The following is a 13510-nucleotide window of genomic DNA, read 5'->3' as shown; positions in this document are numbered from 1 at the left end:
TCTCAGGCCGGCTACCCGTCAAAGCCTTGGTAGGCCATCACCCCACCAACAAGCTGATAGGACGCGACCCCATCCCATGCCGCAAAAAGCCTTTCCCACAATCACATGCGATCATGTGGAACATCCGGTATTACCACCCGTTTCCAGGAGCTATCCCGGTGCATGAGGCAGGTTGGTCACGCATTACTCACCCGTTCGCCACTCTCACCAGCCAAGCAAGCTTGGCCGGATCCCGTTCGACTTGCATGTGTTAAGCACGCCGCCAGCGTTCATCCTGAGCCAGAATCGAACCCTCCACAAAAAAACAAATGCGGAAAGCCAACAAAGACTCTCACAAAAACAAAGATTTATTTCACAAAGGAAAATCAACGAGACGCTCCCCCACGAAAAAAGGGGGAAACGCCACACGAAAACCTCCCAACCCCATTCACAGCTCTCACTGACCCACACCACACAGGCACGGGCGGGATTGGACTGGCAATCAAAAAACAAACCCTCCAACAAACGCTGGAGGAAGTAGTACAGTACACGCTCTTGAGTTCTCAAACCACCACCACACACCAGGAAAGCCCGGCACCCGAAGGAACCCGACCGCCCAGCGGCAGCAAGAGAAAAACCTACACCACAACCCCAACCCACGCAACCCACACGGCGTGTCGCCAACAATACCAACACCTCCCACACCCAAACCCACACCGACCCCGACCACACGAACCATGTTTCACGGGAAACACCACAAACACCGGCAACCCAATGCCCGCTTTAAATCGAGAAACACACCCAAGACAGTGCCCGCCTTAACGAAGGGAATACACCCCGAACCGACACCCTGCCTTGACGACAGGCCCCTTCAACCGTCGGGACAGCCCACGGTAGGACGGCCACCTCGCCATGGGGGTCGCATCCGGCCTCCGGGTGCCCTTGCTGCGCTTCGCCGATCTTCGCCACGTCGTCCACGCCGCCGGCGTACCAGACGCCGTACGGCATCGACACCCAGCCGAACGTGGTAAGCCTAGGGTATGGCCAATTCACAGCATAAGAAACAGATCACGGTGTTCACCGGCGCAGGCATCTCCACGTCCGCCGGCATCCCCGACTTCCGCGGGCCCGATGGCGTGTGGACGAAGCATCCCGACCAGATGCAGGTGTACGACCTCGACGCCTTCCTGAGCGACCGGGAGGCCCGCGAGTACTCCTGGCGCTGGCAGAAGGAGTCGCCGGTGTGGAACGCGAAGCCGGGGGCGGCGCACTACGCGCTCGTCGACCTCGAGGAGGCGGGCATGCTCAAGCTGATCGCCACCCAGAACTTCGACGCACTGCACGAGAAGGCGGGCAGCAGCCCGGACAAGGTGGTCAACCTGCACGGCACCATCGGCACCTCGCACTGCATGCGCTGCCACCACGAATACCCCACGGCCGACATCATGGGCCACTTGGACGAGGAGCCCGACCCGCACTGCCACCGCCGGCTGCCCTACAAGGGCGACATGCCCTGCAACGGGCTGATCAAGACGGACGTGGTGTACTTCGGCGAGATGCTGCCCGAAGGCGCCAAGGAACGCTCGATCCGCGCCGCGCAGCAGGCCGACGAACTGTGGGTGATCGGCTCGACGCTGGAGGTCTTCCCGGCGGCGTCGATCGTGCCCGCCGCCGCGCAGGCCGGCGTGCCGATCACGATCATGAACATGGGCCGCACACAGTACGACTCGCTGGCCGACCGGCTGATCCACGAGGACATCGCCGTGGCGCTGCCGCAGTTGGTCGAGGAGACGATCCGCGAGAATGGGTGAGGTCTCCACGCCCGGGTAGGCCCCGGGTAATTCGCAGGTGTGTGTCGTGACCGGGGCATAACCCTGCGGATACCCGCGCAACACGACCTGCCGCAGGCGCCGCCGTCACAGCCGCTTCAGGTAAAGCAACGAATCACGGTCGGGGAAGCCGTAGGCACTCGGCAGCTCCAAGCGGTCGGCGCGCACAAAGCCACGACGTTCGTAGAAGCGATGGGAGTCGACGGCGACTGACGGCGTGTCCAGGATGAGCGTGCTGATGGCGCGCCGCACGCAGTGCGCCATCAGCACGCGGTAGAGCGCGCCGTCGACGCCGTGCGCGCGGCGGTCGGCGCGCACGAAGAACTTCTTGAGGATGCCGCAACTGGCGCCGACATTCATCAGGCCGATGGCGCCGACCAGCGCGCCGTCGTCGTCCACGGCCAGCCAGAAGCCGCCCGGCGCGATGTAGGCGCGCGGGATATCGAGCAGGTCAGGCTGCTCCTCCAGCGGCAGGCCGATGCCGGCCTCGTCGTTCTGGATATGCAGGATGAGCGCGATGACGTCGTCGGGGTAGGTGCCGTCGTAGTCGATGATGCGCATGGGACTGTTCACTGGGCGGCTATCCGATATCGTCGCTGGGGAGAGTGCTTCGATCCAATGCCTTCCACGATGCCCTCGCGCAGCAATGCATTGAGATAATTCCGGACGGTCTTGGTGGACATTCCCGAGGCACGGGCCAGCTCGGCCGTACTTCCACTGGCGTGTTCCGAAAGATAGGCGAGTATTGCCTCTTCCACATTCTGCCTGGAATATCCTGCATCTTCCCGCTCGGTCATCTTCCGGTGCCGGAAAATGATTCTGAATTCGTCGAGCGAACTCATTGCGACGGGGTCCTCCATCAATGCGTCTGCCAAGGCATTGCGCATGATCCCATAGCCGGTTCCACGGTTTTCCACCACGCGACCTTGGCGTCCGTCAATGTCCTCATAGGGTACGTCCTCGAGGATGCGCGAAAGGAATCGGTTACGGGACTGGGTGCTGCCTCTCTCACCGAGTCTCTCCACGGTCAGCGGCCCGAACAGGCCACCGGCATTGATAATTTCCAAACGGTCCGGATAGAGCTCCATCCTCACTGGCGCGCCTTGGGATTCCGGGGAATAATCCCGATGCATCAGCGCATTGGCGACCGCTTCTCGCACCGCATCCAATGGGTAATCCGGCACGTCTTCACGCAAGGCACCCTTAACGACAGCCCCATGCCGTATATTGCGGGACAGCACCCGCAATGCAGCAAGCAGCATGACCGGAATCGGACCCTCGATATTCTCGGAATCGGCAAAACGGCGCCCATTTGAATCGACCTCGCCTTTTGTCGATCGCTGGAACGCCGTGAATGTGATGTTCAGGCGAGGGAAAAATTTTTGGGGAAAGGTCCCCAAAGCCATGAGCCCGGCTACAGTCGGGCGTAGCACGCCTTGTGAATCGGAAGCCACCACACGTCGATTCATCATCAGCTGTTCGTCACTCATGGAAAGAGTTCCGCCAAAAGAGCCACTTCGTTGCACGCTCAACCATGCCCGCACCAATTGCTGGTCCAGATCGTCCAATGTCGCATCATCGACGACGACCATGTCATGCCGGGCAATCCGCAACTGGCTTTCCATGTATCGGTCGACTTCATACGATGTCATGGGATAATCACCGTCGCCGGTACGTATCAACGCACCGGCAAGCCGCCCTTTCTTCTTGACATAGCAAGGTTTTTCCCGTACGGAAAGCTCAAATACATTCCCGACGAGCACCGGCTTACCTTCATAATGCAATACGCGTATATCAACATTCAACGAAGGCTGCACTTGATTCCTCGCCGCATTGGCCAAGGCATTTTGCAAATCCTTGACATCTATATCCACCGCTCGGAATGTTTTTTCATTGACCCCAAGAATCACCACGCCACCGTCAGTGTTGGCAAAAGCAACCATGGAGTCCGGTAGCGATCCTGGGAAGCCCCCTCCAGCCTCCTTGAGCTCATAATTCGAAAGATCAGTCCCGACTTCTCTCATCAGGTCAATCGCATTTGCCAAATCCTCGTCGGTTTCAATCCGAACGAACATGACACCACCATCCCCTTACTTAAGTTCCTAACTACACTTCCTAAGTTCCACGGTTCACTGCTCAAGTTCTGGAACCAATACGACAGGCCCCCGAACACGCCTCACACGGCGTTTTCGGGGGCCTGCCCTTGGGAGATGACCGCTAATAGATGCGCTTCGGTGCGTAGCCTCCCGCGCGCAGGGTGGCCAGGATCTGCTCGATGTGCTCGGGGCCGTTGGTCTCGACGGTCACGCCCAGGGCGACGGAGTTCGTGTAGTGGCCGTTCGCCTTGAACTGGTCGTGGTCGAGGGCGATCACGTTGGCGCGCGTCTTCGCGAGCAGCGTGGCCACCTTCACCAGCTGGCCGGGGGTGTCGGGCAGCTCCACCTCGAAGTTCATGATGCGGCCGCGTGCGATCATGCCCTTCTGGATGACGGCGCCGATGGTCACGGTGTCGATGTTGCCGCCGGAGACGATCGGCACGACGACGTGCTCGCCCTCGGCCTGCGCGAACTTGCGCGAGCGCAGGTTGAGGTGCTCGAGCGCGGCCAGCGAGACGGCGCCGGCCGCCTCGACGACCATCTTGTGCTTCTCGAGCATGAGCAGGATCATCTCGTTGATGTCACGCTCGGACACCTCGACGAGGTCGTCGAGGAACTCGTTGAGCAGCGCGAAGGTCAGGTCGCCGGGCCGCTTGACGGCGACGCCCTCGGCGGAGGTGACGACCTGGTCGGCGGCCACGACGCGGCCGGCGTCCAGGGAGCGGCGGAAGGCGGGCGAGCCTTCGGGGATGGCGCCGATGACGCGCACCTGCGGACGCAGCGTCTTGACGGCGAGCGCGACGCCGGCGCCAAGGCCACCGCCGCCGAGCGGCACGACGATGTCGGTGACGTCGGGCACGTCCTCGAGGATCTCCATGGCGATGGTGCCCTGGCCGACGAGGACCTCGTAGTCGTCGAAGGGCGGCACGTAGGTCATGCCGTCGCGCTGGGACAGCTCGATGGCATAGGCGGCGGCCTCGTCGAAGACCTCGCCGTGCAGGACAACGTCGGCGCCGTAGGCCTTGGTGGCGTCGACCTTGAGGGGCGGCGTGATCTCGGGCATGAGGATGGTGGCCTTGGTGCCGCGCTGGCGTGCGGCGTGGGCGACGCCCTGCGCGTGGTTGCCGGCGGAGGCGGTGACGATGCCGCGTTCGAGTTCCTCGTCGGTGAGGGAGGCGATCTTGTTGGTGGCGCCGCGGATCTTGAACGATCCGGTGACCTGCAGGTTCTCCGGCTTGAGCTTGACGGTGTGGCCGGTCATCTCGGACAGGACCGGCGAGTCGATGACCTGGGTGTGCTTGGCGATGCCGGAGAGGCGTTCGGCGGCGAGGTCGAGTTCCGCGGCGTGGTCGCGGCGCATAGCTTGCAAGACGTCTTTCTGTTCCATGAGGGGTTATTGTAGGCGCGGCTGCCGGGACCCGCGCCGGTGCGTCCGCAGGGTGGCCACGTGCGTGAGACAGGGGCCGCCCGCCGGGCTCCCCGCTGAGAAATTGTTCAGAAAAACGAACAATTTCTCAAAAGGATAGGCTACAGCTCCACGACCACGCCTTCCCAGGGCTCCAGCTTGCCGGCAGCCAGGGCCTTGGCGCTGTGGATGGCGTCCATGGTGGTCAGCACCATCTGGCTCTCCTGGACGCCGTCCTCCAGCAGCCCGCGGACCTGGGCGGGCAGGGCGGCGGCCTCGCCGGTCAGGTTGATCGCCACGAGCAGGCGGTCGTCGCCCAGAGTGCGGGTGAAAGCGTAGACGCTGGCGTCGTCGTCATCGACCAGGTTCCACACGCCGGCGGCAACGGTCGCACTGTTGTGCCGCAGGTTGACGAGCTTGCGGTAGAAGGCCAGGACGGAGTCGGGGTCGTCGATCTGCGCGGCGGCGTTGATCTCCACGTGGTTGGGGTTGACTGCGATCCACGGTTCGGTGGGGGCGCCGGGGGCCTCGAAGCCGGCGTACTTCGAGCCGTCCCACTGCATGGGGGTGCGGGCGTTGTCGCGGCCGAAGAGGGCGAGCGCGTCCATCATCGACTCCGGGGACTGCACCTTGGCTTCCTCGACGCGCTGGCGGTAGGCGTTGATGGATTCGAGGTCGCGGTACTGCCCGAGCTTGGTGAAGTGCGCGCCGGTCATGCCGAGTTCCTCACCCTGGTAGATGTAGGGGGTGCCACGGTGCAGGTGGACGAGCATGCCGAAGGCCTTGGCGCTGCGTTCGCGCATCTCCTCGGAGCTGTCGTCGCCCCAGCGGGTGACGACGCGCGGCTGGTCGTGGTTGCAGGTGAACAGGCTCGCCCAGCCGTGGTCCTTGACGGCTTCCTGCTGCAGTGCGAGCTGGTGGCGCAGGTGCTGCACGGCGAAGGGCCTGGACACCCACTTGGGTCCGACCTGGTCGATGCCGAGGTGGTCGAAGAGGAACAGCATGTCGAGTTCCTTGTGTGCGGGATCGGTGATGTAGCCGTTGCGCACGGCATCGACGCCGGGGGCCTCCCCCACGTTGAGGTAGCCGTCGCGGTGCTCGAAGACCTCGCGGCGCATCTCCTTGAGGAACTCGTCGATGCGCGGGCCGTCGGAGCAGAAGGGGTAGGGGCTGGAGTAGCCCTCCTCGCCGGCCGGGTAGTCCTCGATCCGGCTGCCGGGCTCGCCGGGCAGCCTGCCATCGGGGTCGGTGACCTTGGAGATCTGGGTGATGACGTCCATGCGGAAACCGTCGATGCCACGGTCCATCCACCAGTTCATCATGTCGTACACCGCCCGGCGCACGGCGGGGTTCTCCCAGTTGAGGTCGGGCTGCTTCTTCGAGTACTGGTGCAGGAAGTACTCGCCGCGCTGCGGGTCGTACTGCCAGGCGGAGCCGCCGAAGTAGGAGCCCCACTGGTTGGGTTCGGCGCCGGGGGTGCCGGGTTCGTGGCCCTCGCGGGCGGGACGCCACCAGTACCAGTCGGCCTTGTCGGAGTGCGGGTCGCGCGACTCCTGGAACCAGGCGTGCTCGTCGGAGGTGTGGTTGACCACGAGGTCCATGATGACCTTGATGCCGCGCTCGTGGGCCTGGGCGAGCAGTTCGTCCATGTCGTCCATGGTGCCGAACATCGGGTCGATGGCCTGGTAGTCGGAGATGTCGTAGCCGTTGTCATCCTGCGGCGACCGGTAGACGGGGCTCAGCCAGATCACGTCGACGCCGAGGTCCGCCAGGTAGTCGAGGCGGCTCGTGATGCCCTTGAGGTCGCCGATGCCGTCGCCGTTGGAGTCCTGGAAGCTGCGCGGGTAGATCTGGTAGACGACGGCGTTGTCCCACCAGGGGTTGGGGGTAGCGCCGTTGGTGCGCACGGCGTCGGGGATGGTCGAACGGGTGAAGGTGGTCATGTGGGTTGCGCTCCTTTGTGGCTTTGGGTGGTGTGTGGCGTGTGTGGCCGGGTGCGCCCCCTGCGAGAAATCTCACGAAAAAACGTGAGATTTCTCGCAGGGGGCGCCCCCGGCCACACACGCCACACACCACCCACCGTTATATCGTCTTGTGCAGCATTATGCCAGCGGCACGTGCAGGGTTCACACATACTGCGGCACGGGGTCGAGGAACCGGATGGCGGCTTCGCCATACGGCACCTCGAAGGACACGTGTTCGCCGGGGGCGAGCGTGTCGTAGGTGTGCGCGACCGGGTCGGATACGATGACCGGCACCCCGTCGTCCGCACCGATCGTGGCCTGCTGGGGCAGGTCCGGGTTGAGGCCCACGAACAGCAGGAAGCGGCGGCCGGCGAAGGTGTTGCGGATGCCCAGCGGCACCGCGGTGGACGTGGGGTCCGCCAGCAGGCTCTCCTCCACCGGCACGCCCACGCCATCGGGGCGGGGCAGGCTGCCGCCGTCGTCGAGGAACAGGCGCAGCAGGTCGGCATCGGTGGCGCCGGGGGCGTCCGAGCAGTACACCGGGCCGCCGCTGATCCACCGCAGCAGCGCGTGCGTGCGCGCGTGCGGGTGGTCGGTCCAGAACATGTCCCAGTCGCAGTGGTACAGCTCACCCAGCAGCAGCGAGCAGTAGGCGTTCTCGATGGCATGCTCGGGCAGCGACGCCGGTTCGCGCGGAAAGAAGTCGTCGCTCGTGCGCGTCAGCGGCGACGACGGTCGGCGCCAGTAGTTCTCTGGCACCACGCCCATGCAGTTGATGAGCGCGCCGGAGAAGCACTGCGCGGCGGCGGCGTCGAGGCCGGCGTGACGGCCCGCGGTGGCCGTACCGAAGTCCTGTACGCCGCGCGCCATGAGCGACATGCTGCCCTGGGAGTCCACCTTGGCGAAGTCGATGCCCGCCTCGGCCAGCCGTGCATCCCAGCGGTGCCAGAAGCCGAAGGCGCCGGCGGCGCCGGCGGCCGGCACGAGGCAGCCGCCCGGCATGCGTTCCAGGAAGGCGCGGGTCTCGCCGGCGGCCGGCCCCTGCGGGTCAAGCCCCGCCCAGTAGCCCTGGAAGGCCTGCCAGACGCCCACGGAGCGCACGCCGTACTCCTCCTTGAGCAGCCGCACCGTTGCGGACAGGCCGTCGGGGAAGCGTACCGGGTCGGCGTCGAAGCCCACCAGGCGGCTGCTGCCGCGGTCGACCTGCGACCAGCCGTCGTCGATGAGCACCCAAGACACCGGCACGCCCTTGGCGCGGAATTCCTCCATCTTCGCCACAATCGCCGCCTGCGAGACGTCCTGGCCGAAAGCGTCCCACGTGCACCAGCCCAGGCCTTCGAGCGCCGCCGGGAAAGGCCGCTCCCCGCGCAGCCGGATCCCCGTGGCCTGCGCGACGCGCGCCACGGCCGCGTGCACGAGTGCGTACGGGTCGTCGCCCTGCCCCGTCACCGCACACATCCCGGCGAGCGCGTCATGGCCCGCCTGGTTGACCGAGACGTCGAGCAGGAGCCCGCCGCCGTCCCCACCGCGCCAGTCGGCACGCAGGTCGCCGTCGCAGGCGGCAAGCGCCAGGTGCCACGGGCCGTCCGCACGACCCGCGGGATCGACGGATGGCGAGACACCGTCGTCCCCACTCCCCTGCCGCCACAGCAGCAGCTGCGTGCGTGCCGGCACCTGCGTCCAGTCGTCGCACCAGAAAGGACGCATCCACCACTCCTTGTGCTGGGCCACGCACAGAATGGGGCCGTCGTGCGCGGGCGGCGCCAGCCGTGCGGTCAGCGAGCGCAGCGGCGCGTAGACGGGGTGGTCGAGGATGGGGTTACGCTCGCCGGGCAGCATGGCGTCCACGCTAATCGCGGCAAGCCGCGAGACGCCGGCGAAGCCGTCGGCAGGCTCGGCGGCGACGCGCACGCACTGCGCGTCGAGGGGCAAGCGGCGCCGCTGCCCCGCCGGCCCTTCCTCGACCTGCGCGACGGCGTCGACGACGTGCCAGTCCGGCGCGGCATAAGTCGGGGGTGTCGTGGATGTCATGGTTCCTGCTTCCTTCGTTGGCTGCAAGACGGCGGTCCGGCGGATGGCCGTCATCGTACGATTGTAGGCGCGCCCGGCAGCGGCCGTTGCCGGGCGCGCCGAGGGGACGCAGCAGCCCTGGCGGGCCGGCTACTTCACCGCGCCGCGCATGACGCCGCCGATGACTCACTTCTGGGCGAAGACCTGCCAGTCGCCCAGGCCGACGGTGTCGTCGCGCCGGGCGCCGAACCAGCCGTCGTCGACGACGAAGCGTTCGACGCCGATGGAGGCGGCCGCGTCGGCGAGCCGCTCGAGCACGTCGTAGTCGTGCCGGAAGTAGACGGCTTCCCAGGTGTTGAGAATCACGGGCCGCGGCCTGTCGGCGACGCCGTGGCGGCGGCGCCAGTCGTGATGGGCGGCGCGCAGGGTGCGGTGGAAGCGGCGGGCGACCTCGTTGAGGCCCTGCCCGTAGGCGCCGTAGACGGTCGGGGTGAGGTAGGTGGTGGCGTCGGGGCGGCCTTGGGCAGGCTGACTTCGCCCTCGAAGAGCAGTTCGCCGCCGGTGGCGGGCAGCCGTTCCGCGGACAGGACGCTGTTGCCGCTCCAGCCGACGTGGACGGCGTAGACGTCGCCGTGCGTGAAGCCGAAGCCCGGGGTGCCCGCGCACAGCAGCAGCGAGGCGTCGGGGGCGGCCTACCAGTGTCTGCTTGCTGAAGCGGCCTACGGTGAAGGACTGGCGTTGCGGCGAGCGTTCCCGCAGGTGGTGGCCGGTGGTGGTGAGCGGTTCGGCCATGTCGGCGGGCACGGCGAAGCCCAGTTCGACGTGACCGACGTCGAGCGGCTCGTCGCGCAGGTCCAGGACAGGCCGACGCCCTGCTCACGGTCCTCGGCGTCGACGGTGACGCCGTCGGCGAGCGTGTGCACAGCGGTGACGGCGAAGGCGCAGAACAGCTCGACGCCGCCGCGGCGCAGGCGCAGGCGCGGCGAGCCGGTCCACGCATCCGACTGCAGCGGCAGGATGCCCGGCCAGGGCGTCACGTCGAGCGCGCCGGAGACGCGTTGCGGACGCAGCGCGTCCCAGGCGCCGGGCACGTCCTGCGGGTCGGGCAGCGGGCGCCCCCAGTGCGCGCGCCGGCAGGCCGCCGGTCGGCGAGCACGAAGGCGACGGCCACGTCGTCATGTTCGAGATAGATGCCGTCCGGCACCAGGCCGGCACGAGAAGAGGGTACGGTGACCACATGCGTCATTGCCATGCTCCTTGGTCGAGAGTCCATAGTCCCTTTGCATGGTAAGGGAGCGCGGATTCCTTGCCCAGAAGGCGGAGTGTCACGGCAGGCGGCAAGAAAGTCAGCGGCGGGCGGCGAAGAAGCCGCGCAGCTGAGCGGCGCACTCCTCCTCGCACACCCCGCCGACCACCTCGGGCACATGGCCCACGTGCGGGTCGCGGGGGATGTCCCAGACCGAACCGCAGGCGCCCAGCTTGGCGTCCCAGGCGCCGAAGACGATGCGGCCGACGCGCGCCTGCACGCACGCCCCCGCGCACATCGGGCATGGTTCCAGCGTCACCACGAGCGTGCACCCTTCCAGATTCCAGGCGCCGCGTGCCGCCGCCGCGGCCCGCAGCGCCTCCACCTCCGCATGGGCGAGCGGGTCGCCGTCCTGTTCGCGGCGGTTGTGGCCGGTGCCGATCACCGTGCCGTCGCCGTCGAGCACCAGGGCGCCCACCGGCACGTCGTCGCCGGCCTTGGCCGCCTCGGCCATGGCCATCCTCATCGCATCACGCCACATGGGCCGCCTCCTGTTCCTGGGACTTGACACATTTTTCGGCCGGGAAAAATCGTGTAGGCCCCTGGTCCACACAAAATCAAATTGTGTGGACCAGGGGCCTACACGATTTTTCCCGGCCGAAAAATGTGTCAAGTCCCGCCCCAAGACAGGCCGGCGAAACCGCCGGCCACCCTGCTAGGCTGAAAAGACAGCACTCCCCCAGCCTCCAGGAAGGAGCAACTGCCTTTGCCCGTCTTCACCCTCATCCTCTGCATCGTCGGCGCAGTAGTACTCTCGGCTTTCCTCAGCCGCTTCATTCCCAAGGTCTCAACGCCTCTGGTGCAGATCGTGCTGGGCATCGTCGCCTCCCAGATGCCCTTCTTCCCGGACACCGAGCTCGACCCCGAGCTGTTCATGGTGCTGTTCATCGCGCCGCTGCTCTATCTCGAGGCGCACAACATCGACAAGAACGCGCTGCTCAAGTCGCTCAAGCTGTCGCTGTCCCTGGCGGTGGGACTGGCGGTGGCAACCATGGTCGGCGTCGGCTTCACGCTGCACGCGGTGTGGCCGATGGTGCCGCTGGCCGCGGCGCTCGCGCTGGGCGCGGCGCTGGGGCCGACGGACGCCGTCGCCGTCAGCTCGCTGAGCCATGAGGCGGCGCTGAGCCAACGCCAGGTGGGTGTACTCAAGGGCGAGTCGCTGTTCAACGATGCCTCGGGCATCGTCGGCTTCCAGTTCGCCATCGCCGCGGCGCTCACCGGCACCTTCGAGGTCGGCGACGCCATCCTCGAGTTCGTCATCTCCTTCTTCGGCGGCGCCATCCTGGGCGTGGCGCTCGGCCTGCTCATCAACTGGGTCTTCGAACGCGTGCGCGCCTTCGGCTGGGAGACGACGACCACGCGCGTGCTCATGGAGCTCTTCCTGCCCTTCCTGCTGTACCTGGTGGCGGAGGCGGCGCACGTGTCCGGCATCCTGTGCGTGGTGGCGGCCGGCCTGCTCGTCCGCTTCGACCGCACCGGCATCGGGCCGAACGTGGCGCGCACGAACATCGTCGCGTCGAGCGTGTGGCACGTGCTGGAGTTCTCGCTCAACGGCGCCGTGTTCATCCTGCTGGGCATGCTGCTGCCCGACGCGATGTCCGCGAGCTGGGACGACGCGGAGATCAGCAACGTCACGCTCATCTCGATCATCCTCGTGGTGGCCTGCGTGGTGGTAGGACTGCGCTTCCTGTGGGTGGCGGGCATGCTGCGCCTCGCGCGCGCCGAGGACACCCGTGCGCGCCGGCGCATGACGAAGGAACGCTGGCGCAGTGCCGCCGTCATGACCTTCGGCGGCCCCAAGGGCACGATCACCCTCTCGCTGATGTTCACCATCCCCTACACGCTGACCAATGGCGAGTGGTTCCCGATGCGCGACGAGCTCATCTTCATCGCGGGCGGCGTGATCATCGTGACCCTGCTGCTGGCGAACTTCCTGCTGCCGGTGGTGGCGCCGAAACGAGGCGGCGACGACTCGCGCGAGATGATGGAAGCGTCCATCGAGGTGCTGCGGCGCACGGTGGAGGAACTGGCGGAGCGCGCCGACGACTCCAACCGCCGCGCCATCCTGACGGTGATCGACTCCTACACCAAGCGCATCACCCGGCTCAAGCACCGGCTCGGCGGCATCGACCCCGCCGGCTACGTGGACCTGCAGATCACCGCGCTGGAGTGGGAGAAGGACTACGTCAAGGAGCGGCTGGCGGAGGCGAAGATCGCGCAGAAGCACGAGCCGACCGCCGACGGCGAGCTGACCATCGAGGTGTGCGAACGCATGCTCGACCAGATCATGACGACCCTGCGCCACACCAAGACCGACCGCGACCATGCCATGTGGCGCCTGCGCGGCCGGCTGCGCTCCATGCACCGCCGCACGGTGCTGCTGATGAGCCGCGTGAACAACATGGTGCGCCGCAGCACGCCGATGATCAGCGAGGACGAGATCTACGCGCACCTGCACGCCATGCAGATCAACGCCATCGACCACGTGATCGACAAGCTGTACGAGGAGATGGGCCGCGACGAGTACGACACCGAGTACTGCTCCGCGCTGCTGCTCGACTACCGGCTGGCGGAGTCGACGCTCAAGTCACGCCCGAACGTCGGCTCGGCGACGGCGCTGGCCGCGCAGATCGACGAGGTCAAGCGCGACAGCTTCGCCATCGAGCTGCGCGTGATCCAAGACATGGTGGAGGCCGACGAGATCACGCGCGCGCAGGCCAGGCAGCTGCGCAAGAACGTGTACGTGATGAGCGTGGATGCGGACGCGAACTTCTAGGCGTCTTGCGAAATCTCGTCTTCCGTGACTTTTCTCGGGCACAGGAGGCCCCAAATCGGAACGTGTCAACCGAGATTGGCTTCGGAGAGTCGTTTTTGGGCGATACCCCTCGGTATGGGTGTTGGAAAATGGCCATTTTCCACAC

General features: G+C 66.1%; 8 protein-coding genes, 1 rRNA gene and 1 pseudogene. 2 read left to right on the top strand and 8 right to left on the bottom strand.

Features of this window, described 5'->3' with window-relative positions; all coding sequences use genetic code 11:
• A 16S ribosomal RNA gene (locus BCUN_RS10055) occupies window positions 1-301 on the bottom strand; the annotation flags it as partial.
• Window positions 302-1019: 718 nt separating this feature from the next.
• Here BCUN_RS10055 and BCUN_RS10050 point away from each other — a divergent pair.
• Complete coding sequence (locus BCUN_RS10050; RefSeq protein WP_033518173.1) at window positions 1020-1790, top strand: SIR2 family NAD-dependent protein deacylase; 771 nt, start codon at window positions 1020-1022, stop codon at window positions 1788-1790.
• Between the two features lie 105 nt (window positions 1791-1895).
• Here BCUN_RS10050 and BCUN_RS10045 read toward each other — a convergent pair whose 3' ends face one another.
• From BCUN_RS10045 to BCUN_RS10015, 7 genes and pseudogenes are all read right to left on the bottom strand, one after another.
• The gene (locus tag BCUN_RS10045) at window positions 1896-2381 is read right to left on the bottom strand and encodes a GNAT family N-acetyltransferase (protein ID WP_202961102.1); all 486 of its coding nucleotides are present in this window, start codon (window positions 2379-2381) and stop codon (window positions 1896-1898) included.
• On the bottom strand, window positions 2378-3883 hold the full coding sequence (locus BCUN_RS10040) for an ATP-binding protein (RefSeq protein WP_051921036.1): 1506 nt from the start codon (window positions 3881-3883) through the stop codon (window positions 2378-2380). Before BCUN_RS10040 ends, BCUN_RS10045 begins: the two co-directional genes overlap by 4 nt.
• 142 nt (window positions 3884-4025) lie before the next feature.
• Window positions 4026-5291 carry a threonine ammonia-lyase gene (gene ilvA / locus BCUN_RS10035; RefSeq protein ID WP_033518179.1) on the bottom strand — a complete coding sequence of 422 codons (1266 nt, stop codon included), beginning with the start codon at window positions 5289-5291 and terminating at the stop codon, window positions 4026-4028.
• Between the two features lie 140 nt (window positions 5292-5431).
• Window positions 5432-7252 (bottom strand): glycoside hydrolase family 13 protein, encoded by a 1821-nt coding sequence (locus tag BCUN_RS10030; protein ID WP_033518181.1) that lies wholly within the window; start codon window positions 7250-7252, stop codon window positions 5432-5434.
• 183 nt (window positions 7253-7435) lie between these two features.
• A complete protein-coding gene (locus BCUN_RS10025; RefSeq protein ID WP_051921035.1) occupies window positions 7436-9304 on the bottom strand; it encodes a Sip1-related alpha-galactosidase in 1869 nt (622 codons plus the stop codon).
• 180 nt (window positions 9305-9484) lie between these two features.
• Window positions 9485-10529: pseudogene (locus BCUN_RS12015) on the bottom strand (alpha-galactosidase); the annotation flags it as partial.
• A gap of 100 nt (window positions 10530-10629) precedes the next feature.
• Complete coding sequence (locus tag BCUN_RS10015) at window positions 10630-11070, bottom strand: nucleoside deaminase (RefSeq protein WP_051921032.1); 441 nt, start codon at window positions 11068-11070, stop codon at window positions 10630-10632.
• A gap of 225 nt (window positions 11071-11295) precedes the next feature.
• Between BCUN_RS10015 and BCUN_RS10010 the strand changes: the two genes are divergently transcribed.
• Window positions 11296-13365 (top strand): cation:proton antiporter, encoded by a 2070-nt coding sequence (locus tag BCUN_RS10010; RefSeq protein ID WP_033517739.1) that lies wholly within the window; start codon window positions 11296-11298, stop codon window positions 13363-13365.
• Window positions 13366-13510: the final 145 nt, after the last annotated feature.

Source organism: Bifidobacterium cuniculi (assembly GCF_000741575.1).
Classification (GTDB): Bacteria; Actinomycetota; Actinomycetes; order Actinomycetales; family Bifidobacteriaceae; genus Bifidobacterium; species Bifidobacterium cuniculi.
This window is presented reverse-complemented; position numbering and strand designations above follow the sequence as displayed.

Coding starts and splice junctions, on each gene's coding strand:
- ilvA (WP_033518179.1), bottom strand. CDS start 5,291: ATGGAACAGAAAGACGTCTTGCAAGCTATGCGCCGCGACCACGCCGCG.
- BCUN_RS10040 (WP_051921036.1), bottom strand. CDS start 3,883: ATGTTCGTTCGGATTGAAACCGACGAGGATTTGGCAAATGCGATTGAC.
- BCUN_RS10050 (WP_033518173.1), top strand. CDS start 1,020: ATGGCCAATTCACAGCATAAGAAACAGATCACGGTGTTCACCGGCGCA.
- BCUN_RS10030 (WP_033518181.1), bottom strand. CDS start 7,252: ATGACCACCTTCACCCGTTCGACCATCCCCGACGCCGTGCGCACCAAC.
- BCUN_RS10025 (WP_051921035.1), bottom strand. CDS start 9,304: ATGACATCCACGACACCCCCGACTTATGCCGCGCCGGACTGGCACGTC.
- BCUN_RS10015 (WP_051921032.1), bottom strand. CDS start 11,070: ATGTGGCGTGATGCGATGAGGATGGCCATGGCCGAGGCGGCCAAGGCC.